Annotated in this window: 29 protein-coding genes and 1 pseudogene; 10 read left to right on the plus strand and 20 right to left on the minus strand. The window is 57.4% G+C overall.

Translation table 11 applies throughout. The annotated features are described in order from the left end of the window. Nucleotides 1–30 precede the first annotated feature (30 nt). Nucleotides 31–1,536: a DegQ family serine endoprotease gene (locus tag GR197_RS14710; RefSeq protein WP_164010727.1), complete on the plus strand. Its 1,506-nt coding sequence runs from the start codon at nt 31–33 to the stop codon at nt 1,534–1,536. 180 nt (nt 1,537–1,716) lie between these two features. Here the strand turns inward: GR197_RS14710 and GR197_RS14715 are convergent, their stop codons facing one another. Together GR197_RS14715 and GR197_RS14720 are read right to left on the minus strand one after the other, a co-directional pair. Beyond that, entirely contained in the window at nt 1,717–2,088 is a 372-nt protein-coding gene (locus GR197_RS14715; protein ID WP_164010729.1) for a hypothetical protein, read from the minus strand. Nucleotides 2,089–2,252: 164 nt separating this feature from the next. Next, a complete protein-coding gene (locus GR197_RS14720) occupies nt 2,253–2,642 on the minus strand; it encodes a hypothetical protein (RefSeq protein WP_164010872.1) in 390 nt (129 codons plus the stop codon). A gap of 175 nt (nt 2,643–2,817) precedes the next feature. Between GR197_RS14720 and GR197_RS14725 the strand changes: the two genes are divergently transcribed. The 8 genes from GR197_RS14725 to GR197_RS14755 all read left to right on the plus strand — a co-directional run bounded on the left by GR197_RS14725 (nt 2,818) and on the right by GR197_RS14755 (nt 5,907). Further along, entirely contained in the window at nt 2,818–3,120 is a 303-nt protein-coding gene (locus tag GR197_RS14725) for a hypothetical protein (RefSeq protein WP_164010731.1), read from the plus strand. A gap of 156 nt (nt 3,121–3,276) precedes the next feature. Further along, entirely contained in the window at nt 3,277–3,540 is a 264-nt protein-coding gene (locus GR197_RS14730) for a DUF1488 domain-containing protein (protein ID WP_164010733.1), read from the plus strand. Between the two features lie 51 nt (nt 3,541–3,591). Further along, complete coding sequence (locus GR197_RS14735) at nt 3,592–3,954, plus strand: hypothetical protein (RefSeq protein ID WP_164010735.1); 363 nt, start codon at nt 3,592–3,594, stop codon at nt 3,952–3,954. Between the two features lie 66 nt (nt 3,955–4,020). Then, a complete protein-coding gene (locus tag GR197_RS32030) occupies nt 4,021–4,167 on the plus strand; it encodes a hypothetical protein (protein WP_204330212.1) in 147 nt (48 codons plus the stop codon). Between the two features lie 90 nt (nt 4,168–4,257). Beyond that, on the plus strand, nt 4,258–4,701 hold the full coding sequence (locus tag GR197_RS14740) for a pyridoxamine 5'-phosphate oxidase family protein (RefSeq protein ID WP_164010737.1): 444 nt from the start codon (nt 4,258–4,260) through the stop codon (nt 4,699–4,701). A 203-nt stretch (nt 4,702–4,904) separates the two neighbouring features. Next, on the plus strand, nt 4,905–5,141 hold the full coding sequence (locus GR197_RS14745; RefSeq protein WP_007627002.1) for a hypothetical protein: 237 nt from the start codon (nt 4,905–4,907) through the stop codon (nt 5,139–5,141). 130 nt (nt 5,142–5,271) lie between these two features. Continuing rightward, entirely contained in the window at nt 5,272–5,439 is a 168-nt protein-coding gene (locus tag GR197_RS14750; RefSeq protein WP_164010739.1) for a DUF3606 domain-containing protein, read from the plus strand. Nucleotides 5,440–5,706: 267 nt separating this feature from the next. Then, nucleotides 5,707–5,907, plus strand: a complete 201-nt coding sequence (locus tag GR197_RS14755) for a hypothetical protein (RefSeq protein WP_164010741.1) — start codon at nt 5,707–5,709, stop codon at nt 5,905–5,907. A gap of 578 nt (nt 5,908–6,485) precedes the next feature. Here the strand turns inward: GR197_RS14755 and GR197_RS14760 are convergent. From GR197_RS14760 to rffA, 14 genes and pseudogenes are all read right to left on the minus strand, one after another. Further along, a complete protein-coding gene (locus tag GR197_RS14760) occupies nt 6,486–6,671 on the minus strand; it encodes a hypothetical protein (protein ID WP_164010743.1) in 186 nt (61 codons plus the stop codon). A 127-nt stretch (nt 6,672–6,798) separates the two neighbouring features. After that, nucleotides 6,799–7,227, minus strand: coding sequence for a DUF1515 domain-containing protein (locus GR197_RS14765; RefSeq protein ID WP_164010745.1), 429 nt, complete (start codon nt 7,225–7,227; stop codon nt 6,799–6,801). Between the two features lie 22 nt (nt 7,228–7,249). Continuing rightward, nucleotides 7,250–9,090, minus strand: a pseudogene (locus GR197_RS14770) (hypothetical protein). After that, nucleotides 9,087–9,296, minus strand: a complete 210-nt coding sequence (locus GR197_RS14775) for a hypothetical protein (protein ID WP_164010747.1) — start codon at nt 9,294–9,296, stop codon at nt 9,087–9,089. The pseudogene GR197_RS14770 and the gene GR197_RS14775 overlap by 4 nt, the downstream one beginning before the upstream one ends. A gap of 22 nt (nt 9,297–9,318) precedes the next feature. Continuing rightward, on the minus strand, nt 9,319–9,681 hold the full coding sequence (locus tag GR197_RS14780) for a hypothetical protein (protein WP_164010749.1): 363 nt from the start codon (nt 9,679–9,681) through the stop codon (nt 9,319–9,321). Next, nucleotides 9,681–10,145: a lysozyme gene (locus GR197_RS14785; RefSeq protein WP_164010751.1), complete on the minus strand. Its 465-nt coding sequence runs from the start codon at nt 10,143–10,145 to the stop codon at nt 9,681–9,683. Before GR197_RS14785 ends, GR197_RS14780 begins: the two co-directional genes overlap by 1 nt. Continuing rightward, nucleotides 10,120–10,374: a hypothetical protein gene (locus GR197_RS14790; protein ID WP_164010753.1), complete on the minus strand. Its 255-nt coding sequence runs from the start codon at nt 10,372–10,374 to the stop codon at nt 10,120–10,122. Before GR197_RS14790 ends, GR197_RS14785 begins: the two co-directional genes overlap by 26 nt. Nucleotides 10,375–10,630: 256 nt before the next feature. After that, the gene (locus tag GR197_RS14795) at nt 10,631–10,993 is read right to left on the minus strand and encodes a hypothetical protein (RefSeq protein ID WP_164010755.1); all 363 of its coding nucleotides are present in this window, start codon (nt 10,991–10,993) and stop codon (nt 10,631–10,633) included. Nucleotides 10,994–11,057: 64 nt separating this feature from the next. Then, on the minus strand, nt 11,058–12,509 hold the full coding sequence (locus GR197_RS14800; RefSeq protein WP_246724580.1) for an NAD(P)/FAD-dependent oxidoreductase: 1,452 nt from the start codon (nt 12,507–12,509) through the stop codon (nt 11,058–11,060). Between the two features lie 29 nt (nt 12,510–12,538). Further along, complete coding sequence (locus GR197_RS14805; RefSeq protein WP_164010759.1) at nt 12,539–13,303, minus strand: class I SAM-dependent methyltransferase; 765 nt, start codon at nt 13,301–13,303, stop codon at nt 12,539–12,541. Between the two features lie 37 nt (nt 13,304–13,340). Continuing rightward, nucleotides 13,341–14,282, minus strand: coding sequence for a glycosyltransferase (locus GR197_RS14810; protein WP_164010761.1), 942 nt, complete (start codon nt 14,280–14,282; stop codon nt 13,341–13,343). Nucleotides 14,283–14,373: 91 nt separating this feature from the next. Continuing rightward, nucleotides 14,374–15,084 (minus strand): WbqC family protein, encoded by a 711-nt coding sequence (locus tag GR197_RS14815; RefSeq protein WP_164010763.1) that lies wholly within the window; start codon nt 15,082–15,084, stop codon nt 14,374–14,376. Next, nucleotides 15,081–15,965: a class I SAM-dependent methyltransferase gene (locus GR197_RS14820; RefSeq protein ID WP_164010765.1), complete on the minus strand. Its 885-nt coding sequence runs from the start codon at nt 15,963–15,965 to the stop codon at nt 15,081–15,083. The genes GR197_RS14815 and GR197_RS14820 overlap by 4 nt, the downstream gene beginning before the upstream one ends. Beyond that, on the minus strand, nt 15,962–17,089 hold the full coding sequence (gene rffA / locus GR197_RS14825) for a dTDP-4-amino-4,6-dideoxygalactose transaminase (RefSeq protein WP_164010767.1): 1,128 nt from the start codon (nt 17,087–17,089) through the stop codon (nt 15,962–15,964). The genes GR197_RS14820 and rffA overlap by 4 nt, the downstream gene beginning before the upstream one ends. Before the next feature lie 423 nt (nt 17,090–17,512). On the opposite strand from rffA, the gene GR197_RS14830 reads away from it, so the two are divergent. Continuing rightward, entirely contained in the window at nt 17,513–19,138 is a 1,626-nt protein-coding gene (locus GR197_RS14830) for a hypothetical protein (protein WP_164010770.1), read from the plus strand. A gap of 55 nt (nt 19,139–19,193) precedes the next feature. Here GR197_RS14830 and GR197_RS14835 read toward each other — a convergent pair whose 3' ends face one another. The 4 genes from GR197_RS14835 to GR197_RS14850 all read right to left on the minus strand — a co-directional run bounded on the left by GR197_RS14835 (nt 19,194) and on the right by GR197_RS14850 (nt 22,615). After that, complete coding sequence (locus GR197_RS14835; protein ID WP_164010772.1) at nt 19,194–19,484, minus strand: transposase; 291 nt, start codon at nt 19,482–19,484, stop codon at nt 19,194–19,196. Between the two features lie 299 nt (nt 19,485–19,783). Then, nucleotides 19,784–20,341 (minus strand): acyltransferase, encoded by a 558-nt coding sequence (locus GR197_RS14840; RefSeq protein ID WP_164010774.1) that lies wholly within the window; start codon nt 20,339–20,341, stop codon nt 19,784–19,786. 129 nt (nt 20,342–20,470) lie between these two features. After that, entirely contained in the window at nt 20,471–21,829 is a 1,359-nt protein-coding gene (locus GR197_RS14845; RefSeq protein WP_164010776.1) for a hypothetical protein, read from the minus strand. Between the two features lie 138 nt (nt 21,830–21,967). Then, nucleotides 21,968–22,615 (minus strand): hypothetical protein, encoded by a 648-nt coding sequence (locus tag GR197_RS14850; RefSeq protein WP_164010779.1) that lies wholly within the window; start codon nt 22,613–22,615, stop codon nt 21,968–21,970. Nucleotides 22,616–22,771: the final 156 nt, after the last annotated feature.

Below are 22,771 nucleotides of genomic sequence, written 5' to 3' on the forward strand. Positions count from 1 at the left end.
AAGCCAACACTCTCGCAAGGGACCATCACCATGTCACACATCTTGAGCAAACACCGCACTGCAGCGCTGGTCGGAGCCGCCATCCTCGCCGGCGCTGCCTGCCTGCCATTCACCATCAACGCGTCGAACGCCATTGCCGCGCCAGCCGATGCCGGCGGCGTCTTGGCCGCGAGCGGCTCCTTCGCGTCCATCGTCGATGCCGACAAGCCTGCCGTCGTCACCATCACCACGACCATGAAGGCGACCGATGTCAGCGCCGACCAGCAGGACTCGCCGATGGACGAGCAGTTCCGCCAGTTCTTCGAAGATCAGGGGATCCCGCTGCCGCACCAGCCACCGAAAAACCGGCCTTCGCAGCAGGCGATGGCGCTCGGCTCGGGCTTCATCATCAGCCCGGACGGCGTTGTTGTTACCAACAACCATGTCATCGACAATGCCATCGACATCAAGGTGACGCTGGATGACGGCACGGAACTGCCGGCCAAGCTGATCGGCACCGACCCGAAATCCGATGTCGCCGTCTTGAAAATCGAGGCACCCAAGCCGCTGCAGACCATTGCCTGGGGCGATTCCGACAGGCTGAAGCTCGGCGACCAGATCCTGGCGATCGGCAACCCCTTCGGCATCGGCACCACGGTAACGGCAGGCATCGTCTCGGCGCGCGGCCGCGACCTGCACAGCGGGCCTTATGACGATTTCATTCAGATCGACGCGCCGATCAACCATGGCAATTCCGGCGGGCCGCTCGTCGACCGCAGCGGCAATGTCGTCGGCATCAACACCGCGATTTATTCGCCGAACGGCGGCAGCGTCGGCGTCGGCTTCGCCATTCCCTCGGATGAAGCCAAGGCGATCGTCGCCAAGCTGCAGAAGAACGGCTCGATCGATCATGGCTATCTCGGCGTGCAGATCCAACCGGTGACGAAAGACGTCGCCGATGCCGTCGGCCTCGACAAGACAGGCGGGGCGTTGGTTGCCGCCGTCACCGCCGATACGCCGGCGGCGCAGGCCGGCGTGAAGCCGGGCGATATCATCACATCGGTCGGCGGCGAGACCGTCAAGACGCCGAAGGATCTGTCGCGGCTGGTGGCCGACCTTTCGCCGGGCGCCAAAAAATCGCTCAGTGTCTGGCGCGACGGCAAGGTGATCGATCTCAACGTCACCGTCGGTGGCAATGAGGACGGCCAGAAACAGGCCGCCGTTGAAAGCTCGGACAGCAAGGGCGAGGCCAGCGGCCAGCCGAGCCTCGGCATCGGCCTTGCCGACCTGACGCCCGACATGCGCCAGCAGCTCAACCTGCCGCGCTCCATCAGCGGTGCAGTGGTCGCCAGCGTCAACCCGGACAAGTCGGCGGCTGCCGCCGGCATCCAGTCCGGCGATATCATCGTCTCGGTCAACGACAAGCCGGTTCACAATACCCGCGATGCCAAGACGGCGATTGCCGAGGCCGGCAAGGCCGGCCGCAAATCGGTGCTTCTGCTCGTGGAACGCGACGGTAATAAGACCTTTGTTGCGGTGCCATTCAGCGCGGCCTGAGGACCGCGTCTGGCAACAAGACTTTCGTCGCCGTGCCATTCAGCGCCTGACGGCTCGAGTTGGAAGGAGAAGCCCGTGAAAGCGGGCTTTTCGATCGACCGGCGTAGATGGCCTTCGAACCATGCGCCGCTTGGTCGGCGAAGACATACAGGAGGCGTCCGCTGTCGTTCCTATATCTGCTCAGGGCGATTTCAGCTTGGTGTTCTTTGTTCGACTACGAGGCTTGCCTCTCTGGCGGTTTGCCTCCTGCTGATTTGTCGCATCGGATTGGCGGCGTTGGGCAGCCTCCAACTGCTGCTTCGTCGGGAGATCATGCACGTAGGCGGGCGCGCTGAATGCCGTCGCGTTGTCGAACGGCCCTTTGTGTGTCCGCGCCACACCATAGGCCTGGTCCTCAGCGCTATCGATCCCGTGTTCCGACGGCGAGCGGGCGTGACGAGCCTGTGTAATCAGATCGTCGGCAGTCGGGCTTGACGTTGCGCTCTTCTGCGCCGAAGCGATGATCGCGCGTTTCCCGGCGGCGTCCTTTTGATCGGCGCGGTTTCGGGACATGTCTTCATCCTTTTTAGTCGTGTCACATCAGATCGCGATGCATACCGTTCAGACGCGTGCAGCCGTTCAGGGAAAACGACACGCATAACTACGAACATGAATCAGGTTCGATGCAGCGCTTTAGAAGCGAATTCTGCACTGTCGCGTTCGGCGGCCTTCACCGATCATCGTTCAGGCAGCCTGGTTTTTGGAAAGCGATAACCGACCGGCCGTCGCGATGCGTTGGCACGCCTGGGCGCCGTATACCGGCCAATCCGATAGGCCTTCACCGGAGCGCCACCATCATCCTGCCATCTTGCAAAAGACGCATCTTCGATCGCCTCAGGAAGCGGGCCCGAACTCAACTGGGTTGCAAGGTACATTCTCAAAGCCGATCTCAGCGCGGCCTCATCGACAATTCCAATTTGGAAACAATGAATGAGGAAACTTGTCGCGCTGATCTCGCTGATATCGATCGCGTAAGTTTCGCCGCCACGGAAACCGGCCTTTCGAAGAATGCGCTCCAGCATTCTCAAATTGGTGACATCGAAAAACGGATCAGATGTGGAAGACATTGTGTCCTCCTTCATTGGGGCTAGGGTTCGTGCACGCGCCCCAAGCGGCGGTGCCCTTATCGTGCCCGCCGATCACTCAACTTGCGCTCTTTGCCACCTGGCCGCAACCTCATTCGCCGGCAGCCATTGATAATGTCGTCGCAAAACCCATTTTAAGGAGAGGAGGACCCGCATCATGCAGTTCAACGGTGAAGCGACCCTCACGAAGCCGTCGGCATTGGCGGTTTCCGAAAGGCGTGCACTTCTAGATCACCTCAGCGAGGCGATCAGCCGCCTGACTTATGGGCTGGCGGCGGATGGATTGCTCGACCTTGTGCCGTCTCTGCTTGAGATAAACAGCGTTCTCCGCGACATGACGGATGAAATTTCCCGTGTGGACCCTGTTTATTCCGACGAGGTCATGGCGAACACGGTCCGCTTGATCAAGACGTCCGAGGCCTTGCTTGAGAACAGGGTCATCGTGCAGACCATCCATTAAGATCCATCGGCCATTAAGATCGGTCGGCCATTGAGATCGGTCGGCGGTCGGACATGCCGACAGGCTTTGGCATCAAGCTCCTCGTTCTCTACGTGCATTCAGTTCATCGCCGGCTCCGAGTCAACGGCCGGCGCCCACCTCCAAGGATCGACCGCCATGGCACTTATCTTTCCAAACAGAAGCCGGAGCTTCGACGAAGTGCGAAAAGGCGTGCGTTTTACCGGCTATGACGGCATGTTCGAGGTCCGGTTCCTGGTCGAAGAAGGCGCACTCGGCAGTACTATCACGCAGAGTTCGTCCGAGGCTGCATACCTTAATGCCTTCGATGCCGCCCGTTCTTCCATTCAGGAGGCCGCATCGAGAGCCTATCAGCATCGACGCGGAAACAACTTCACGCTCAAGGCCGAAGATTTTCGCTAGAATATTTCCGTTTTTTCTCAGGAATCACGGAAATGCGGGGGAGCAAAAAATATGGTTTCGACACGATACCGGCCGAAAGACCTCAAGCTTGCACGTTGTCATATCGTGAAGGCCGCGCGCCGCATTGCCCATCAGGAAGTGGTGATCGGGAGACTACTGCTCAAAGGCAGTCCCTCGGGATTAGCCTACGAGCTGTTGGGCAGGCTCTACGACGATCAGCGGCAAAAACTCGATCGCCTGAAACTGATCGAAGCGATGGTTGAGGTAAAAGCACAATCCTCTATGGGCGCGCCCCGTCCTGGCGGCGCGCTCGCGCCGCGCTTGACGATTGTGCGCAGCGGCGTGATCTCTCCGCCTGACCGGGAATCGGCCACGCCTTGTAGCGCAGAGGTTTGGCACCCATATTTGGTGTAGTGGCAGTTTGTGAACGAGCACTGCTTTAGGGGTCGTTAGCGTTCCCCGGCCCCAAAGGAGGGCATCATGTCAGCCACGGTAAACATCCATTCGTGGAAAAGCCTGGTCCAGCATGTCGGCAAGTTCCGCTATATCGACTTTCTGGTGAAATTGACGCCGGCGATCAGCGTGGCTTTTATCGTCTTTATCGTCTTCAAGGATGTGTTCTGGTAGGCGCTGGGCCACCGTGGCAGGCCAATACGCGCCTCGCTGTACTAATCAAACGAAGGTTTGTAACGCCGACTCTGGAACTGGACACCGCAAATGCAATTGCGAGAAATGGGTGAACAAGATTGCCTCGCCTTTCTGGCAAGCCACACCCGTGGCCACCTAGCATGCCTAGGCGACAAATATCCCTATATCGTTCCCATCCACTATGCGTATGAAAAAGATCGGCTTTTTATATTTTCAATGCCGGGCCTGAAGGTTGATCTATTGCGGGCCAATTCACCAGCCTGTGTTCAGGTTGAAGAATTCGGCGAAAACCGAACGTGGAAGAGCGTGCTTGTTCAGGGCACTTCTGATGAGCTGACCGATACGCCGCCCCGGCATGACGAACGCATCCACGCCTGGTCTCTCCTGCAAAAGCAGCCATTTTGGTGGGAACCCGGATCGCTTGCCTTAAACTCGGAAAGCGAAGACAGTCCTGCTCCCTCGATATTCTTCGGCATTTCGATTGATATGGTATCTGGGAGGCAAGTGGTTTAAACTGCAGCCTTCAGACCTGCCACGCCCTCTCGATTCGCAGGGCGGCGTTGCTGCACCATATATGGAACTCCAGACAGACACGGCTAAACGCTGTCCGACACCAGCCTTCCCATAGAGGCGCGGATTGCTTGATGCTTTTTACCAACGCGGGCTTGCTGAGCCAGCTCGCGTTTAATGGCACGCGACCTCCGATAGGGAAAACCATGAACCACGCACCTGAGAACGACGCGCTTTTCAACATCACCGGACACTTCGTACAGGAGCTGAAGGCCGTTCTTCAAAGCGAGAGCATCGTCGAAGGCTCCGACTACGAAAACAGCGCCTTCGACGAAAAACGACGGGCGGAAGGACTTCACCTGTTACGCTTCCACAAGACCGGCACCGCAGCTCAGGCAACCCAGATCTGGGAAAAACATATGACAGCCCGGTCTCATCGCTAATCCGGAACGAAGGCCATCCGGCCGACGTTGACGGGATGCCGGCTCTCTAAACCTCGTCTTGAGACGATGGCGTTGGCGCGTCCCGATATGACGCGCCGCTCAGCTCAACATTTCCATGAAAGGAAAAATCATGACCAATGACAAAACGAAAAAAGCCGCGGCGACAGACGGACCCTACGACGTCATCTACTTTGCGAAGAAACACCGCATTTCCAACGAGGATGCCAGGGCCATCATCGAAAAGTATGGCGCCGATCGCAAAGAAGCGGATAAGGCCGGCCGCCGCATCAGCGTCTGAACCAGGATTGGGCTTGCCGGCGTGGACTCTAATGGCTCCCGCCCCCCCATCTGCTTGCGATGCCAGGATGCAACATCGGCGGACGAATTAACCCTACTGGCTTACCTTAATATCAGCATGCGCTTGAATACATCGAGCTGTGTGCCATCGTATCGTCAGGATAGATTTCTGGTTCCTGACCAGCTCGCCGGAACCGTGGCCCGCCTCTTAGCAGAGAGGCCGGCTTCCATCCATAGGGGCCGAGCTCGATGATATGGAGGGTAAGCCATGAGCAACGTCTTGAAATTTCGTCCAAAATGCGCGCATGTCGACAGTCTGGCCGACTGCCGGGAAGCGCTCGAACCTATCGTGATGAATATCCTCAGCGAGGCGATCGGCAGGGGATATCCGCCGGCCGAAGCCGCCATGGTGGTCGCCGATATCGCCGACGATTACATCCTCATGCTGTCGCGCCAGCTGCGGCGCTGATCCGCTTGCAAGCCTCGCGCCTCGTCTGCGCGCGGCAAAGTCGGCGGATCGCTGCATCTTCGGTGGCGTGGATCTTCAAACGGCCGGGTCACGGGCGACACCTGGCTGTCGCCGCTTTAGAGGCAGAGCGCCTCCCGTCATACCGGATGTGAAAGTGGACCGCGCAGCATCTGCAGGGGTAGCAGCAGTGGTACAGGAGACGAGACCTGCTGCACGGTCCGTCGGCCACAACGTCGGGATTTGTCGGAAGTTCCCGGGTTCGCGGCACGACAGATAAGCCCGCGCGCGGCAACATCTGCTGGAGGGACAAGCCACAATTGTTCCCCTCATGTTCTAATCGCTAGACTGGTGTTCTTCGAACCTGGGGGAAGACACAGACTTCATCACAAAGCCAGAAAAAACCCCGCCGGAGCGGGGTTTTGAGTAAGTCGGGGTGGGTCGGCAGCGTTATCTGCGACATGGGAACCCCGCTAGCGGGATTTCTCGCCCTCGCCTCTGGGGCTCGTTGCTTCATTCCCTCACTCTTTGAATCATCGTCGTAATGCGGCGTGAAAGCGATCATTGAAGCGACGCCGTCGCTATCGCCACCGCGGCTGCCGTGGTGGAGCGTTGGCTTGAATTTCGTGCAGCGGCGCGCGGGATCCGAGAAGCTTCTTCAGCTTCTTCTCCTCCGCCGGGCCAATCCCGAACTTGCGGCAATGTTCTGCGACATCATGCTCCCGTGGGCCGGGAACGCGAACTTGGCGATGGTTCATGCTCTTCATGGCTATTTCCTCCTGAGAGGAAAACCAGCACGGAGCAGATTTGTTCGTTAGCAAGGTCTAAAATTTGCGTTGCTGGCTCCGCTGTCGGCGACTGATGGCAGCAGCACAGAATAAGGTGTGCGATTGCTCAACTGATCTTCAACCAATGCCGCAGTGCCGCCACCGCGCCATCGCTGGCATAGGCAATCATCCCCCCGATCGTCAGCCCGGCAAAGGCAATCAGGCCCGATATGCCGTAACCGATCGATTTCATCCGTTTCCACTCTTCCAGTGCCGGCGCCACCGCCTCCTGGTTCTTCTCGACGGTCTCCTTGAGGTTCTTGATCTCCTCGCGGATCCGGGCGTCGACACCGCCGCTGATCGCTACCGTTGTATCGAGATTGGCGATCTGCCTTGCCTGTTCGTCGAGCCGCGTGTGGATCACCGCACGGCTGTCGTGGGCATTGGCCTTCTCATCGCTGACCTCGTTGCGCAGCAGTGCGACGTTTTCCTCGATGCCGGTCAGCCTTCCCTCGACGCGCCCGAGAGCGCGGAGAATATCGTCGTTGGATGTCATCTCAGTAGCCGCTCGCTATGCCTTAGGGATAAAATTTCAGCTTCTCGGATTGCGGAATGCCGCCGGCGATACGGTCGATCACGGCGCCATAGGGATGAACGCCATCCGGCGTGACGCTCGGGCGGACGATGGAGCCGACCGGAAGCACCGTGGCGCGCGGGATCGAAATCGTGATCGTGTTGCCGGAGATGCTGCCGATCGAGGTCGTCGACAGGCGGGTAATGCCATACGGTCCGGCATAGGTGTTGATCTCCTGCTCCGGCCCGAAAATGCTGGCATCGGCAACCTCGATCGTCGTGTAGTTCGCGACACCGTCGGTTCCCGCCTGCGCCGTCACCGTGGTGCTCGGCAGTTCCAGCATGCCCGGCCAGACGCCATCCCGGACGCCGGAAACCCATGCCCCATAAGTGTCGATCGCATCATCGCAGCAGCCGCTCGTCTTGGCGAGAATGTCGCTACGAAGGCGCCATTTGCCGGAGGCATCCGTGCCGTCCGCCGGCCAGCTATTGTTGGCCGAAACGTCTTGATACTCCGCTCTCGATAAAGGTCGTTGGCGCTGATTGCGCCCGTTGCCGGCGACGTCGCCGATCCGGCGAAATTATAGGTGAAGGTCGTCGGCCCGGTGATCGTGATCACCACATTGCCGTTGTACTCCGTTTGCGCAGCGCCGGAGATCGAAACCGTCTGGCCGGTCGCCAGGCCATTGATGCCGGATGCGATCGTTGCGGTTACGACAGTGCCGACCGAGGTCAAGGTCACGGTGCGGGTGGAAACGGTGCGGCCGAGCGGCGGGAAGGCGACGATCCTGACGCCGGGATAGCGCGCCCGAAGCCTTGTGATCAGGCTCCTGTAGTTGGTGGTGAAGAAGACGGCGTAGGTGGCTGCCGTGTCGTTCTGGCCCATCTGGTTGGCGATGACGGTGAACGGCTTCTTGCCGTTGTTGAAGGCGGTGATCTCATCGACAATGGCCCAGCGCCGGGTCGCGATCGCCGCACCGGTGCCGGTAAGCTCGCGCACGGAGCCCGATCCCGGCATGCCGATCATTAGAAAGGGAATGCGGCCGATGCCGCCGTTTTTGTCGAGCCACCGACGAAACCAGCCGAGATTGCCGCGCGCGTCGGCAGCCGCGGAAAACTGCTGGCGCGCCTCACCCAAGCTGTCGACGACAGCAAGCGCGACCGGCCTTCCATCCCAATCGCCCTTGGCGACCATGAAGTCGGGGCCGTAATATTGCGGCTGCGTCTGCGTGGCGTAATTGGTATCGAGTGCCGCCGTGCTGTCGGCAAGCGGGGTGTCCTTTAAGGCCAAGAGGGTGGCGAGATCGCCGGCGCCCCAGACGCGCTCGCCGCGATGCTTCTGGATACGGTAGACCGGCCAGATCTTGTCGCCGACGGCGGTGTGATAGAACAGCCAGATTTCGATTGCGCTTTCCGGGTCGACATCGGGAATGGTCAGCTCATCGGTCCAGGCGCCATTCGTCTGGTCGGCAACCGTTATGGTGTTGAGGCCGGCGAAGGTGCATTGGTAAAAGACACCGGCGACCCGGATGAACATCGCATCGGCGACCACAGAATTGCCTGGCGTGCCGATCGTGCCGGTGACGACCGTCTCCTGCGGCGCGTTTCCGCCTTCCGTCGAGGCGAAGCCGGACAAGTGAAAGCGGAAGGTTCTGGTCTTATATTGCGGCGTGTTGACGACGATCTTGCTGCACACATAATTCGTGCCGGAAGCGGCGGTGACGATCGTGCCCGATGGCATGCGGTTGCGGGAGGCGAAGAACATGTAGCGATCTGGGTCCACGCTGCCCCCACCCCCGCCACTCAGCATCGGATTAACAAGAGCAAGCGAAATGGCATTCATCATCGGCGTGTTCCAAATCTGCTGGTGAGGTCGGTATAGAAGCGAATGGTGCGCCCTTGGCGGGCATTGGCGCGGTCGAGGGCCTGGCGCTCGCGGGCGAGGATGGCGATGACGGGCTTACCTTCCACGACAGGCGCATGCGCTTCCTGCCGCAGCAGATCATCGGGCAAGGGCGGCAGCGCGATGCCGGCCGCCGCCTGCCCTTTCATCCCCGCCGCTCTGTTCAGCCGCTCAGTGGCGGAGCAGCCACTGACGATCAGCAGCAGTGACAGCGCAAGCGCGGTTCTTTTCCGAAAGCTGAAGCTCATAGGATTGGATCTCGATTTCAAGTGTGTCTTTGGCCGCCTGCTCGGACGCTTCGGCAGCGGCCAGGCGCTTGCGGTGCTCTTCGATGGCTTGGGCAGCCGCGTCACGCTGGCGTTCCATCTCGGCGGCTCTCGCATCGGCTGCGCTCTTTTCGGCCAACAGGATATAGCCGGCACGCGCCTCGCGGGCCGCCGAGGGATAGCCGATCGCAACCGCATAGAGGTGATAGAGCACCAGGCCGGCGGCGATGCCGGCGGCCATCTTGAGCGTGTCGAGCAGGGAGAACATCAGATGCCCTCCAGGCAGAATTGGCGTTCCTTCTGCCGGCGCCGAGTCAGGCCAGGAAAGGTGATGCCGGCGGCGCGGTTCCACTTCAAAAGCTCCTCGCAGCCCTCGGCCGTCCTGCCCTGGTTGATGAGCCTGACGGCGCTCGAGCCGCAGGCCGCCTTGACGCCGACATTATAGGCGAATGAGGTCAGCGCCACGAAACGAGCATCCGGCAGCGGCACGCGCACGCAGCTTTCGACGCCGCTCGCATAGGTCTTGAGCTCCAACGCCAAGAGCGCCTTGCACTGCTCCACCGTCTTGTGATCGCCAGGTTTGACGCCATTGGTGCTGCCATAGCAGATCGTCCATGGCTGCCCCTGTGTGGCCGGATCGGGATAGGCATTCTGGCGCAATCCCTCGAACGAGCCGACAAGCGCCACAGCCATGGCGGCTGCGGCACTACCCTTCTGCAGGCGGTTTGCCATTCAGATCTCCTGAGATTTTCTGCTGAACGAAGATGCGGGCGACGATCGCCGCCACGGCGAAAAGGCCGGTGATCGCCGACATGGCGAGCTGGATGTAGAGGTTGCGCGACACCCAGGTTGCCGCGACGAAATTGAGGACAGGCTCAAGCACGATGAAGAGCAGCGCCAGTGCCATCAGACGGACGGACCAGGCGTGCTTGATCACTGCGCGCCAGTTATGGACGAGCATGGGGTATCTCCGAATTTTTAGGGGGGTGACGAAGCGCCCGGCTCCAGGTGGAGACGCGGCGTGCGTTAACGTTTCAACGGTGCGGAGGGTTGTCCTGCCCAACGCAAAACGACACTAAATTAGCTCAGCGGGGCAAGCTCATCACGGCTGAACTTCCTCTGCAGTCTAACTCTCCAGTTCGTCAAACACCTTATCTCGGTGTCTATGAAACGGACAGCCGGCCAACGGGCCACGGCAGGTCACCTTGGATCGCGCGCTAACGCGTGCCAGCAATAATTCCCATGAAGATCAATAGAACGGCAAAAAGCCGCATGGCTGTTACCGGCTCGCCAAAGAAGACCATGCCTCCAACAGTTACAGAAGCAAACATCACCCCGATAAAAATCGGATAGGCCAATGACAGTTCATAGCGTTCCAGCACGGCGAACCACGCGAACGACGCGATAAATGTCATCGCATAGGCTGAAAGAACCAATGGATCACTCAGGTAGCGAATGATTCTTGTCAGAGCAGTGGCAGAGCCGACCTGATCGGCCAGCACTCCGATGCGCCACTTTGTTATAAACTGACTGTACAGCGTAAGAATGACGGTCGGCAGGATCGCCAGAAGCAGCTTCATAGGGTTGCGCTACGGTTGTGATCATTACAGGGGACAGGCTGCCGAGAGCTCAAGACGTTGTCGATCATGGAACAGCGTGTCCGTAGCGATACATGTCAAGCATCTCAGGCGGTATACCCCAGTCTTTGGCGCCGATCTGATCGTGCAGACGTTCCACGGCGTCGCGCATGTTTGCCTCGATCTGTTCCGGCATACGGCTCGTCGCGGGCGAAAATCCGTGCTGGTATGCCGCGCTCATCTGGTGACGGACTGCTTTCGCGACAGCTTGATCCCGCGTCATGGTTCGCAAAGGCTTTCGACTGGGTGCAAAAAACGCATAACCCTCGTCTACAGCTTCGCCGTGCAGCATCTTCGCCATCACTTCGGAGATCAGAGGAGCGAGATGGAACCCGTCTCGCTTTGTTCCTGTGGCGGCGAACAGATTGGCGATCGACGTCTGCCCGAGCAGCGGGTAGGTGTCCTGACTGTTAGGGCGCGCGCCGACGTTCACACGGATCAGGTCGGCCCGGTAATAATTGCTGTTGATCTGCTTTATGGCCCCGTTGAGCAGGCCTTCGATGCTCGTCAGGCGGCCATGCGCGTGGAGCTGCGGCGCAATGAAATTGCTGGCCCCGACGAGCACATGGTCGTTCGGCTCGTTTGGCCCCTGAAAATAGGGCGCAGCATACAGGCCACAGGCCAAACCGCGGTTAGGGGTACGAATGACGTGGGAGAGTGCATCATCCGGGCTGCGGATTTCTATCGATGTGCCGATGCCATAGAAGATGCGTTGGATCAGGTCCGGCAACCCGCTGCGATCCAAAACGTCCCACGCCGTTGCGCCGGTGGCCAGGACAAACTGGTCGCCTTCGACCTGTTGGCCTGACATCAGAGTGACATGAGTAATTGCCCCATCCGCATGGTTGAAACGGTCGACACCTTCGTCGATAAAGCGCACACGCGCCGCTCGGCGCAGCGCACCCTCCATCTTCTCCAGCATGAGACGCGGATTGAACCAGCCCTCGTTGTGAATGAAGACAGCGCGGCTCGCGCGGTAACGCTGGTGCGGCTTGTAGTGGGGAATGTCTTTCGGCGAAATAACGTCGTGCTGCTCGTTGAAGTCGACCAGCGCAGAGAGGATGGCGTCGAAATTGAGATCGTCGAGATCGTCGGCGGCGTTGTTGTTGACGACGTAGGTGCCGGATTTGAAACATCCGCCACCCGCGCATCCCTGACAGGCGGAGCAACCACCGGGAAGTGCGTCGCCTGCTGCATCGATAAGCGCCTGCTCGAAGGCTGGCCAGAGGCGCGTCGCCCGATGACTCATCTCAAATCGAAAGAGATCGATATCGGTATCGAGGCCACCATGCTCGATTTCCGCGAAGGAATTGAGCATCGCCGCCGCGGCAAGCGTCGCGGATCCTGGGCGCTGCGGCGGGCCGACCACGACGATCTCATCCGAAGCGTTTGCGCGCCGCAGCAAGCCGAAAGCGATCGACAACCCCACAACGCCGTTTCCCAGCACCACCCGTTTCATGTCAACTCCAAGCGACCGTAAGATACGATTCAGATCTTCTTCAAATAACAAAGCCCAGGATAGGTCGGGCAGCGATGGAGACTGTGGCCGTACTTGCCGATGATGTTTTCCGCATAAACGCGTCCTTCAGCCGGAATGACATTTCTGGTCAACTGCCAGAAAGCAGCAATGCCGCCCGGCACCATCCTCTGCCAAACAGCCTCGAAAGCTTCGAGCGACGGCTGATAAGAATTTACATCGAAAAAGGCGAGCGCCACAAATTCATGGGGATTTTCAGAGAAATGTTGCGGGATAGTCTCGCGGCAGTTCCCTTTAATTACCTTGTGCTTGCCGAAATTGTGTCCCATGGCGTTGGATTGCTCATGCAGTTTCAGCAATTCATCGAGATAGCCGGCATATTCCTGGCCTCCGACGCCATAGGTGCCGTCGCGATGCAGCTCTGACGGAGCATCCTTGTCGGAGAAGCCGACATAGCCCTCGAACGTGTCGAAACAGGCAATCCGACGATTGAGATGCAGAGGTTCGTAAATGGCCCGTAGGTTCTCGCACAGCACGGCTGTCTGGCCGCGCCATGTGCCAATATCCAGGATGGAGCCGGGAATATCGACGATCTGTACATAAATATCCCGGATCGCCAGAATACGCGCCAGCAATGAACCACGCAGGAAAAGACCGGGCGAACGCTCTTTTTCCTCTGGCGTTGCAGGATAGGTCTTCTGCAATTCGAATATCTTATGTCTTGCGTCGATGCTGGTGGAAGGTGAATAGCTTATAGAGGTGGATTCGTGCGACATGATCTATCTCTGATTTTTGGGTAAGCAGCGGGTATTTCTATTTCCAAAATCTGTCCTTGATAATATAGAGCGGACGATTTTGAACTTCCTTGAAAATCTTCCCAACGTAGAAGCCGACAACGCCCAAGCAAATCAGCTGGACACCAACAGCAAACAGGCCGATCGCGGCAAGAGACGTGAAGCCGGGTTCGATATTGGTCAAAAACAAGCGCATCACCACAAGCGCCACGCCCATCACTGTACCAAATGCACTAAGGAGCAGCCCCAGCGACATCACGATCATCAGCGGGCGCTCAGAAAAATACAGCAGTCCATCCAGCCCCAGCCGCAGCCGTGACCAGAAATTATAGGACGAGCTGCCCTTCAGTCGCGGCCGGTGGGCGATGCGCGTATAACGCGGCGAGAATCCCATCCACTGGTCAAGACCTTGAGGAAACCTCGTTTTCTCTGTCAGGCCATTGTAAGCATTGGCGTATCGGCGGCTCAGCACACGCAGGGGAGACGTGTTCTGCGGCGACTCGAGACCGGTCATGATTCGAAAAAAGCTATAATAGAGCCGAGCGGTCATGCGATTGATCAGCGGGCTTTCCCGTTGCTCGTACTGTCCGATCACGATGTCCGCCTTCGTCGCCGTCATATGCTCAAGCAATGTCGGAATTTGGTCCGGATGGTCCTGCATATCGACGTTCATTCGGATGACTACATCACCCGTGGCCTCACGGAAACCGCAAGCGATGGCAATGTGCTGCCCAAAATTCCTTGACAGGTCGATGATCCGGACGAAATCGAACTTGGCCTGCAACGCAAGCAGCAACTCAAGGCTGTTATCCGGGCTGCCGTCATTGACGAAAATGAGCTCCAGTATCGCTCCAAGATCCTCGCGCCCTGTAAATGCACGCATCACCCGCTGGATCTCCACACACAGGTCATCGGCCAAATAGCCATCGCGATAGATGGGCACCACAATGGAGTAATTCACAGCTTGCGCCCGATATATACGCGGCCAACCTGCTCGGCTGCAAAGCCATGCGGCAAAGCGTCTCCTGCCTTGCAAAGGAAAGTCAAATGGCTCAACATCCTGCTGCTCCCTGTTGCTGTCCGGGCATGGCCGAAAGTCCAGCCCCGTGCCCATTCAGAATAGGATCGATGATGCTGACTTGCCCGTCGAAAGCGCCGTGAAGCTGGGCGTATTCCGGATAGGGGCCATAACTCATCCACTCAACCGTAACCCCTGCGTCCCGAAACATGGCTTCGTCCAGATAAACTTTCGCAGATGGACCTGACAAATAATGCGTTGCTCCAGCTGCGAGACAGGTCTCAAGGACTCGCTCGCTTCGCGCGCCGCGCGGAGAGTAGATCCTGTCGCGGGTGATCACAACATCCAACTTTAGCATTTCGACGACATGTCTGAGGAACAACTCATTGACCTCCGTCAGCAGTTGCAATTTCTCGAACTGTTTGTAAATCGATTCGATAACAGGGAGAAAAAACTTGGCGGCCGGTGCCGTCTTATAGGCCTGACGGATCTGGGAAAAATGTGCCTGAGCCCAATCTCCCTTGATTTCAACATCCTCGATGGGTTGCCCGAGCCTGTCGCTGGTCATCACAGGAATGGTCATCCAGCGCGTGCCCGTTGCGGTCTTGATCTTGTTCCGATTGTGCCAGTGGCCCTTGCTATAGGCGACCTGATCATAAATGATATATTCATCGCAGCGGCTGATCAGGTCGAAGAAGCCACGCCAAGGAACATAAGATGACTGTATGATCGCCACGCGTTTCATGGCCGCGCACCTGCGGTCTTTCGTGCCACCACGAAACGCGATCCGCCGGCCGGCAGGCGCACTCCGAGGCGGATAAGCTGGCGTTCGCCATCCAGCAACATCTCGAACGACCTATCCACGAACCATGGCAGTTGCAGCTCCCGCGCCGGATCATGATCCTTGGCGCGGCTGCGCGTGGAGCGCTGGAGCGCGAAAACCGGCAACAGGCTCGTCACAAATGATGTCGAGAAAATCACCTCAAGGCCGGCGGTAGCACATTTCTGCTCCAGCTCGCCGCGCCGATAGCGGCGTTTGTGGAACGCCAGATCATCGTTGCGGCTCCAAAGGCCCGGGTGTTGCGGAACAGACAGCAGCACCCCGCCGCCAGCCCGCAGGGCCTGGGCCATTTGCCGCAAGACCAGCTCGTCCTCTTCGATATGCTCAAGCACATCGAACGCACAAAGCAAATCGAACCCCTCACGGAAAGGAATGTCGCGCGCATCCATCTGGAAGAGTTGCCCCGCCCCTTTCAATCGATCGCGCGCGTAAGGCAAGCCGTTCAGATAGATCTCGCTGCCGCACAGGACCGCATGCGGAAGAGCCTCGCGCAAAGCCGTGAGGACGAAGCCCGTGCCGCATCCCACTTCCAGCGCCCGTTGGCTGCTAGCAAAATATCGCCGCACAAGATCTGTGATCAGGCGGTTTCTGGCTCGAAACCAGAAGCTGCCATGCTGCAAGGCCTGAAGCTGTTCATGTGAATTGCTCGCCATACCGTCATTGTCACGGGCAAGTGCGGGCGCAAAGGTCAGGAAACCATCATCCAGAGGCACGAGCGTGTCACATTTGGGGCATCGCCAGATGTCCGCCTCATACACGGCATCGCACACCAAACAACGTTTCATCGCGCCGATTCCAGAACCCGACTGGCGACACGGGCAATATCTGCCTCGGCCAGCCCGCCATGCAGGGGCAGACGAAGCAGAGTATCGGCCGTCTCGTTGGTGACCGCCATCGATGAGGCCCTTAGTCCATATCGCTCACCGGCTGGGGAAGAATGCAGAGGAACATAGTGCGTAACGGCCCCAATGCCTTCCATCACCAACTCGCGGCGTGTTTCTTCGCGGCGTTCAAGATTAGTAAAGCGCACATGATAGATATGCCCGTTATGTGCAGCGTCGGCCGGAATTTCAGGAAGGCGCAACCCGTTATGGCCGGCCGCTTTGAATATTTCATCATAGGCATGCCACAGCGAAAGCCGATGCCGCGTCAGCTCCTCGGCGTACTCAAGCTGAGCCAGAAGCACGGCAGCCACCAAATCGGATGGCAGGAAGGAGGACCCCATATCCTGCCAGTCGTATTTGGCCACTTCGCCGCGAATGAACTGGGAGCGATTGGTGCCCTTTTCCCGGATGATTTGCGCTCGCTCGACGAGACCGGGATCATTGACAATCAGGGCCCCACCTTCGCCAGAGACAACATTCTTGGTCTGATGAAAGCTCAAAGTGGCCAACTGGCCGAATGTTCCGAGAGCCCGGCCTTTCCAGGAAGCCAGGTAAGCCTGGGCCGCATCCTCCACCACAGCCAGTCCATGGCGCGAGGCGATGGCCAAAATAGGCTCCATCTCGCACCCCACTCCGGCGTAGTGAACGACGAAGATTGCCTTGGTTCTCGGCGTAATGGCAGCCTCAATCAGCGTTTCGTCGATATTGAGCGTATCGCTGCGAATATCGACGAATACCGGCACAGCTCCGCGCAGCACCACCGCATTGGCCGTCGACACGAAGGTGAACGACGGCATGATAACCTCATCCCCCGACTCAAGGCGGAGAAGCATTGCGGCCATTTCCAAGGCAGCGGTACACGAGTGGCACAGAAGCGTGCTGGCACCGTACATCGAGTCCAGATGCGCATGACATCGCTTTGTGAAGCTTGCATCGCCGCCCCACTGGCCCGAGAGAAGGCATTCGTTGAGATAGAGCGCCTCCTTCCCGATCAAGTGAGGCAATGCAAAGGAGACACGATTCATTCACAAACATCCAAAGCAGCGTATAGCGTCAAAGGCTCGATAGCAAAAAAGCCCCCGCTTTGCGCCCCTAATTAAATTATAATCCACATAAGACAAGCGAATTTCCGCCAAGACCGGGGACATAGGTCACAACGCTCGCGACGATACATTATTCCATTAAAAGAACCGCTTGGTTTGCAAATTTATATTAAGAGAACCGTTCGGTTTGCAAATATTGGCTTAACCGAGGCCTTTTATCAACTGTGCAAGGTCCGGCAACCGAATCACACTCGGTGCTATTGCATCTGTCCGCCGATCCCACTCATTGGATCGATGGCTCATTCGACCTTGACGTTGGCTAGACAAACAACGCCAGAGCCCACAACGCGATATCCATATTTTCTAGGAAAATGGACGTCCCGCTTGCCCAAGGAAAGCCAAGAGATGCCCGACATTAAAGGACTTTTCAAAAGAGCTGAATTGCAGATATTTCTCGTTTACATGGGAGCCCACCTTCCCATCTTCCTTTTAGCGGATGCACGATATTGGGATGACTGGAGCCTTTCTGGCGCAAGCAATGAAATGCTTGTTTCTGTTTTTACTCAGGCCGGATTTCCACTTCTCGGATATTATCATTATGCCGTTCAATTAATCGGCTGGTGGTTTTACGCTTTCTCAACGTTTGCGCTCGGCTACCTCATCATTCATGTATTCTATCTTATCCTGAAGTCTTTCGATTTCTCAAAATCTGACGCGACGGCGCTGTCTCTCCTCGCGGCAGCCTCGCCGGTTTACTTTGCCAGAATTGCGGCCATAAACAATCCAGGACTATTTTTTCTACTGGTATTTGTTTTTGCCTTATATCTTTTTATAGTTTCGGTGATTAATAAAAATATTCATACAGAATACCATTCTTATGCGTTATTTCTTTTTTCTTTTCAGTTTAACGCTCTTATATCGTTCTTTCTTTTGGTGCTTTTTATTGCTGCATTCCTGTTTTACAAGGAGGGCAATAATTCAACAGATGTCTACTATAAAAACCATTTAAACAAATTCAAATATGTCATAAAGAGAACGGCTGCAATCGTGCTTTTGCCCTTCCTTTACGCCATAATACAACATTTTTTATTCAAAAAGAGCGGCATGTTTGCCGCCAGCTACAATGTCATCGACATAAATTTCGGCGCAATACTATCGGAAATCAAAGTCGTAATTTTATATTTATTCCCGTATGATGGCATATATATTGGAAAGCCGGTCGCGCTGACGATATTTTTGGCCGCCTCGCTCATTGTTTACTTGATCAGACCAAATTCTGCGGGGAGCGGCACGGAGGCCGAACGCAACGGAAAAGGTTTGATAGGCATCGGCGTCGTGCTGTTAGGTCTGGGGGCCTCAGCCTATGTCTTGGTTGGGAAGGAACCCTCTTATGCGCCTTGGATGGCGACCCGCTTTCAAGTGCTGCTTCCGTTCGGCGCCGCCTTTTCTACCCTGGGTCTTTTAAAGATCATCTGCGCCGTTTTTCCGGCAGAGAACCCCAATATACGTCATCGGGTGAAAATGGCCTCATTTGGTGGCCTGATAGCAGTGTTCATTGTGAATTGGTGGTTTGTCTACGCCACTTTTTACGTCGACCACCTGCGCCAGGAGGCTTTTGCCGATACCATCAGGAACACCCCTTCCCTGCAAAGCCGCAATTACGTTATCCTTGATAGATCTGGTCTGAACGCATTCGATACAATGCCCGGATTGGGAGAATATGCCGGCCTGCATGAAGCAGTGACCGGGAAACAAGATGCATTGATTTTGGATTATGACTCCATGACAGCATATGGCGGTTGGTCTGAATTTGTTGGCAATTTTAAACGGTTCTTGGGAGCTTGGTCGAAAGTCGAAGACGCGGCGTTAGATGTTCCAGGATGCCTCTACATCGTTAATCGCGAACGCAACGTGCAAAGCAAGTGGGCCTATGCGGTGAGTGCTTTTATCGTCAAGATAAGACATCCTGAACACTATACGGCAAGGCACCTCTTGAGTTTTGATGGCCCCTACTGCCAGTCGCCCCGGTGAATGTGACGTGCTCTCCGTAAATTAGCTAAACGATCCTCCAAGAAGAATGAGCCTGTCATGATATCAGCCTCGGGCTTGCTTCTTCGACCTTCCGACCCTGATAGCCGCCATCGCAAAGCGGTCGGCGAGTTTGTCGAAAACGAGGGCTGCCCCGTCGCGATCTTGAATACCCGCCGAGGACGTCTGCCTTGAGAAGCATGCCCAACGTATCGACCAGAATGTGCCGCTTGCGGCCCTTGAGCTTCTTGCCTGCATCGTAGCCGACATCGCGGCGGGCATCCGGGCCAGTCTTCACCGATTGGCTATCGATGATGGCAAATAATGGCTGTTCTTCGCGGTCTTCCAACTGCCGGGTCCGGCAATAGAGCGCATCATGAATGCGTCGCCACGTCCTGTCCTGGCAGAATCATTTGAAATAATGATGGACTTGCTCTTCGGGGGAATCCGCCACTGCAGAAAAGTTTATCAATCTGCGGCTTGGTGAGTGAGGCAGCGAAATCAACAGACGTTATCGGCAATCTGAGAAGGAATAGCCGCTGAACTCGTGGGCGCAGAATATCACGCAGCTGCAGCGCAACGAGGGCGCCCCGAAACGCGTGGGCCAAAACGCCGCCCTCGATACTGCTGCCCACAAGCAAGCGCCGATTAAACGCGGTATTTGACAACTTTCGCCGGTGACCCCACGGCGATTGCATAGTCGGGAACATCGGCCGTGACGACGGAATTTGCTCCGATCACGGCGCCGGTCCCTATCGTGACGTTCATCAATATTTTGGCACCTGCCCCAATCCAGACATCATCACCAATTTCGACAAAGCCGATTTCGGCCTTCTGAAGCCTGATGGGTGTATCGCGCCGCATGCCATGTCCGTGATCTATGATCTGAACGTCTGAACCGATCAACACGTCATTCCCTATAGATATGCGGTTCTTGGCAGTGATGATGTTCCGGCGGCCGATGACGGTGTTGTTTCCAATAAACACCTTCGGCTCAGGCATCGTGAGTTGAAAGAAGGAATAGTCTTGGATCGTGACGTTGCTGCCGACCTCAAGAACTGCTTGCTTCACCATGCGGAACTCAGCGCTGCGCTTGACAACCAGGTTCGAGCCGGCGCGACTGAAGTAGCGAAATCGCTTGTAGGCCGTAACGAGACGCTGAAGAATTCCTCCGCGATTCCGGTACGATGCTTTATCAGTCGCCATGATTTCCTCCGAGTCGGGAGGTCATTAGCTCACGACGTCGTTTATTGCCAGAGATCGCGTGCGTATATCCCCGCCAGAAGCTCGAACACGGCGTCCATTGAACGATCGCTCAACCGGGAACAAACGGCGTTACGCATACCTCCCACAAGGGAAATAAAAGCCATCGGTCCAAACCCAAAGGTTCCCCGTCGAGCCGCCGGTTATCTGGCGAATCTGTTTGCTTGTGTTGGTCCAAATATCCTGCGAACCGACTGCGAAGCCGCTGGCGACTTGGCTTGTACCAACGTTTGCACCGTCAGCGCCGACACCGGCAGTCAGTGTGCCCTGCGCTGGGTCAGACAGCAGAGTTGCGTTGGTTGTCGCCGATGATGTGAACTCAAAGCGAAGCTTCGCCTTGACCTTCACCCCATTTGGGACTGTCAGCGCCAATAGCGCCGAATTAGTGGAAACCGCGAGATTCACAGCATCCTTGACCGGCGAAACGAAGGTATATTCATCCCTCGGATACATTACGAATGCTCGAATAAGCGAGCTTGCGTCCGTCAGCACCACACCGATGCATTTGACGATGGTATAGCCGGTGAGCAGCGTCGTGGTGATCCCGCCGATCGTTGAGGAAGTCGAAAGAACCACGTCAAAAGACAGGTCTGCGTCCTCGCGCAAGGCATATGCAAAGTAGGTCGCGTTCGCCGCAACGGCGCCAGCGTCAAGGCCGCCGGCGCCGGTTCCAGCGGCAAATGTTCCCGTCACCCGCTTCGTCCATGGCGCTGCGCTGGAAACGAAGCTTGCCCCCGTCCTGGCAGATCCTGCGGCAAAATCGACATGGGTGTTCGGGCTGCCGGCATTATTGGAAATGGTGAGCCCGACAATGAAATCACCGACAGCGGAGCTGTCGGCCTTGCTCTGGATCCTGGCGAAAAGCTTGTTGGTGAAGAAGGCGGCACCGGAACAGATGATTTCGACGCTATAGCCATCCTTGAGGACAAGGGTTGCCGCCCCGTCGATCGTCTCTGCCCCATTCGGATCAATCGTCAGATCCCCGCCATCGGCGATAATGCAATAGTGCCAGTTGGCGCCGAGCGTTGCCGCTGCGGTCAGGGTGAGCGTCGCTGCCGCGGTAAAGCGATGGACGGCGTTGTCGTCGGATGCGAGCGCGGTGTAATCGCCTGACTTGGCCGCATAGACCAGATCCTGATCGAACGCGACGTCGACGCCGTTCTGGGCAAAGCCGAGCAGACCGCCGCCTTTCAGATAGAGGCCGGTCTGCGGGGTCGAGGCGAAGCCGACGCCCGGTGCGGACACGGTTCCGCTCGCGGCCTTGAGCGGTGCGATCATCGGCGCCGAGCCGTCGCGCGGCAGCGAATTGGTGATTTCGTTGCCGAGGTCGGTGGTCAGCGCGTTCCATGGCGCCGGGTCGATGACCTGGCCGACGGAGGGTGTCGTGCCGGCGGGTTTGGAATAGACGCCGGTTGATGGGTTTCTGGGCATTTACCTTGCTCCGAAAGGAAAAGGCCCCGCGATTGCGAGGCCATTGTGGTGTGTGTAGCGAAGGCGGGCGTATGGGCGGCCGTATTTTGTACGGGTTGAGCAACCCAGAGTATTTTGTGGAAAGATATGCGGGGTAGGTTACCAGCCACCACCACCACCACCACCGCCGCCGTTTCGACCGCGGACTCTAAGAAGCGCGCGTGTAAGAGCAGCCTTCGCGGCGGCTCTACGACCACCTTCGGTACCGGCTTTCGCCGGCATCATACCGCTTCCTTTTAAAGCGCCCATACCGAGTCCTTTCAAAGCCTCTTCGCCAGCGCCACGAATGGCCTGCTCGGCTCGGTTGCTGAAACCACCTTCCCCATTCCCGAAACCTTCAAAAGCACCACGCGCGATGTCGGCCGTCCTCCCTGACGGCAACTTAAAAGCCAGGTCAGAGGCCAAACCTCCGGCGCGCTGCAGCGTTTCGGAGACATAAGGATGCTGTTCGTCGAAGGCTCTATCCATCCCGCGCTGATTAGCGAGTGCGTTATCATACCGCTCTCCAAACGTTTCGCCCGGCAGGGGCGGAAACAAAAAATCGGGCAACAGTGGATCAGCAATGGGCGCCAGCAATGCAGCTGTCCCAGCGTCCATTTCGTCGAGATAGGGACCGACGACAGTACCGCGGCTGAAGGCGCGTAAGGCATTGTTAACCGAGAGGTCGCCGGACTGCCCCGCATAAGGGTCATTTCTGAGCTCGGCAACTCTCCTCGGCGGTACAACCGGTGCTCTGTTATCTGGCATTATGATCTCCTGTGGGTGGTGATTGGGCTCGACAAGGCTTCCGAGCAGCAGCTTGGAAGTCTGCGTCAGTCTTCGGGTGCCGGAGCGAACCTGAGCCGCGCCCGGCTTCTCCACTCTTGCAAGGATTGAATCGCCACGGCGTGCGCCACGGTGGGA

It is taken from the genome of Rhizobium phaseoli (genome assembly GCF_010668805.1).
GTDB classification, from domain to species: Bacteria; Pseudomonadota; Alphaproteobacteria; order Rhizobiales; family Rhizobiaceae; genus Rhizobium; species Rhizobium phaseoli_A.

Bases quoted from the DNA above. Each gene is read 5' to 3' on its own strand.
- GR197_RS14815 (WP_164010763.1), bottom strand. From the start codon at position 15,084: ATGAAACGCGTGGCGATCATACAGTCATCTTATGTTCCTTGGCGTGGC.
- GR197_RS14795 (WP_164010755.1), bottom strand. From the start codon at position 10,993: ATGAAGCTGCTTCTGGCGATCCTGCCGACCGTCATTCTTACGCTGTAC.
- GR197_RS14765 (WP_164010745.1), bottom strand. From the start codon at position 7,227: ATGACATCCAACGACGATATTCTCCGCGCTCTCGGGCGCGTCGAGGGA.
- GR197_RS14710 (WP_164010727.1), top strand. From the start codon at position 31: ATGTCACACATCTTGAGCAAACACCGCACTGCAGCGCTGGTCGGAGCC.
- GR197_RS14740 (WP_164010737.1), top strand. From the start codon at position 4,258: ATGCAATTGCGAGAAATGGGTGAACAAGATTGCCTCGCCTTTCTGGCA.
- GR197_RS14730 (WP_164010733.1), top strand. From the start codon at position 3,277: ATGGCACTTATCTTTCCAAACAGAAGCCGGAGCTTCGACGAAGTGCGA.
- GR197_RS14840 (WP_164010774.1), bottom strand. From the start codon at position 20,341: ATGGCGACTGATAAAGCATCGTACCGGAATCGCGGAGGAATTCTTCAG.
- GR197_RS14790 (WP_164010753.1), bottom strand. From the start codon at position 10,374: ATGCTCGTCCATAACTGGCGCGCAGTGATCAAGCACGCCTGGTCCGTC.
- GR197_RS14805 (WP_164010759.1), bottom strand. From the start codon at position 13,303: ATGTCGCACGAATCCACCTCTATAAGCTATTCACCTTCCACCAGCATC.
- GR197_RS14755 (WP_164010741.1), top strand. From the start codon at position 5,707: ATGAGCAACGTCTTGAAATTTCGTCCAAAATGCGCGCATGTCGACAGT.
- GR197_RS14820 (WP_164010765.1), bottom strand. From the start codon at position 15,965: ATGAAACGTTGTTTGGTGTGCGATGCCGTGTATGAGGCGGACATCTGG.
- GR197_RS14785 (WP_164010751.1), bottom strand. From the start codon at position 10,145: ATGGCAAACCGCCTGCAGAAGGGTAGTGCCGCAGCCGCCATGGCTGTG.
- GR197_RS14775 (WP_164010747.1), bottom strand. From the start codon at position 9,296: ATGAAAGGGCAGGCGGCGGCCGGCATCGCGCTGCCGCCCTTGCCCGAT.
- GR197_RS14725 (WP_164010731.1), top strand. From the start codon at position 2,818: ATGCAGTTCAACGGTGAAGCGACCCTCACGAAGCCGTCGGCATTGGCG.
- GR197_RS14720 (WP_164010872.1), bottom strand. From the start codon at position 2,642: ATGTCTTCCACATCTGATCCGTTTTTCGATGTCACCAATTTGAGAATG.
- GR197_RS14800 (WP_246724580.1), bottom strand. From the start codon at position 12,509: ATGAAACGGGTGGTGCTGGGAAACGGCGTTGTGGGGTTGTCGATCGCT.
- GR197_RS14850 (WP_164010779.1), bottom strand. From the start codon at position 22,615: ATGCCAGATAACAGAGCACCGGTTGTACCGCCGAGGAGAGTTGCCGAG.
- GR197_RS14845 (WP_164010776.1), bottom strand. From the start codon at position 21,829: ATGCCCAGAAACCCATCAACCGGCGTCTATTCCAAACCCGCCGGCACG.
- GR197_RS14760 (WP_164010743.1), bottom strand. From the start codon at position 6,671: ATGAAGAGCATGAACCATCGCCAAGTTCGCGTTCCCGGCCCACGGGAG.
- GR197_RS32030 (WP_204330212.1), top strand. From the start codon at position 4,021: ATGTCAGCCACGGTAAACATCCATTCGTGGAAAAGCCTGGTCCAGCAT.
- GR197_RS14735 (WP_164010735.1), top strand. From the start codon at position 3,592: ATGGTTTCGACACGATACCGGCCGAAAGACCTCAAGCTTGCACGTTGT.
- rffA (WP_164010767.1), bottom strand. From the start codon at position 17,089: ATGAATCGTGTCTCCTTTGCATTGCCTCACTTGATCGGGAAGGAGGCG.
- GR197_RS14830 (WP_164010770.1), top strand. From the start codon at position 17,513: ATGCCCGACATTAAAGGACTTTTCAAAAGAGCTGAATTGCAGATATTT.
- GR197_RS14780 (WP_164010749.1), bottom strand. From the start codon at position 9,681: ATGTTCTCCCTGCTCGACACGCTCAAGATGGCCGCCGGCATCGCCGCC.
- GR197_RS14750 (WP_164010739.1), top strand. From the start codon at position 5,272: ATGACCAATGACAAAACGAAAAAAGCCGCGGCGACAGACGGACCCTAC.
- GR197_RS14715 (WP_164010729.1), bottom strand. From the start codon at position 2,088: ATGTCCCGAAACCGCGCCGATCAAAAGGACGCCGCCGGGAAACGCGCG.
- GR197_RS14745 (WP_007627002.1), top strand. From the start codon at position 4,905: ATGAACCACGCACCTGAGAACGACGCGCTTTTCAACATCACCGGACAC.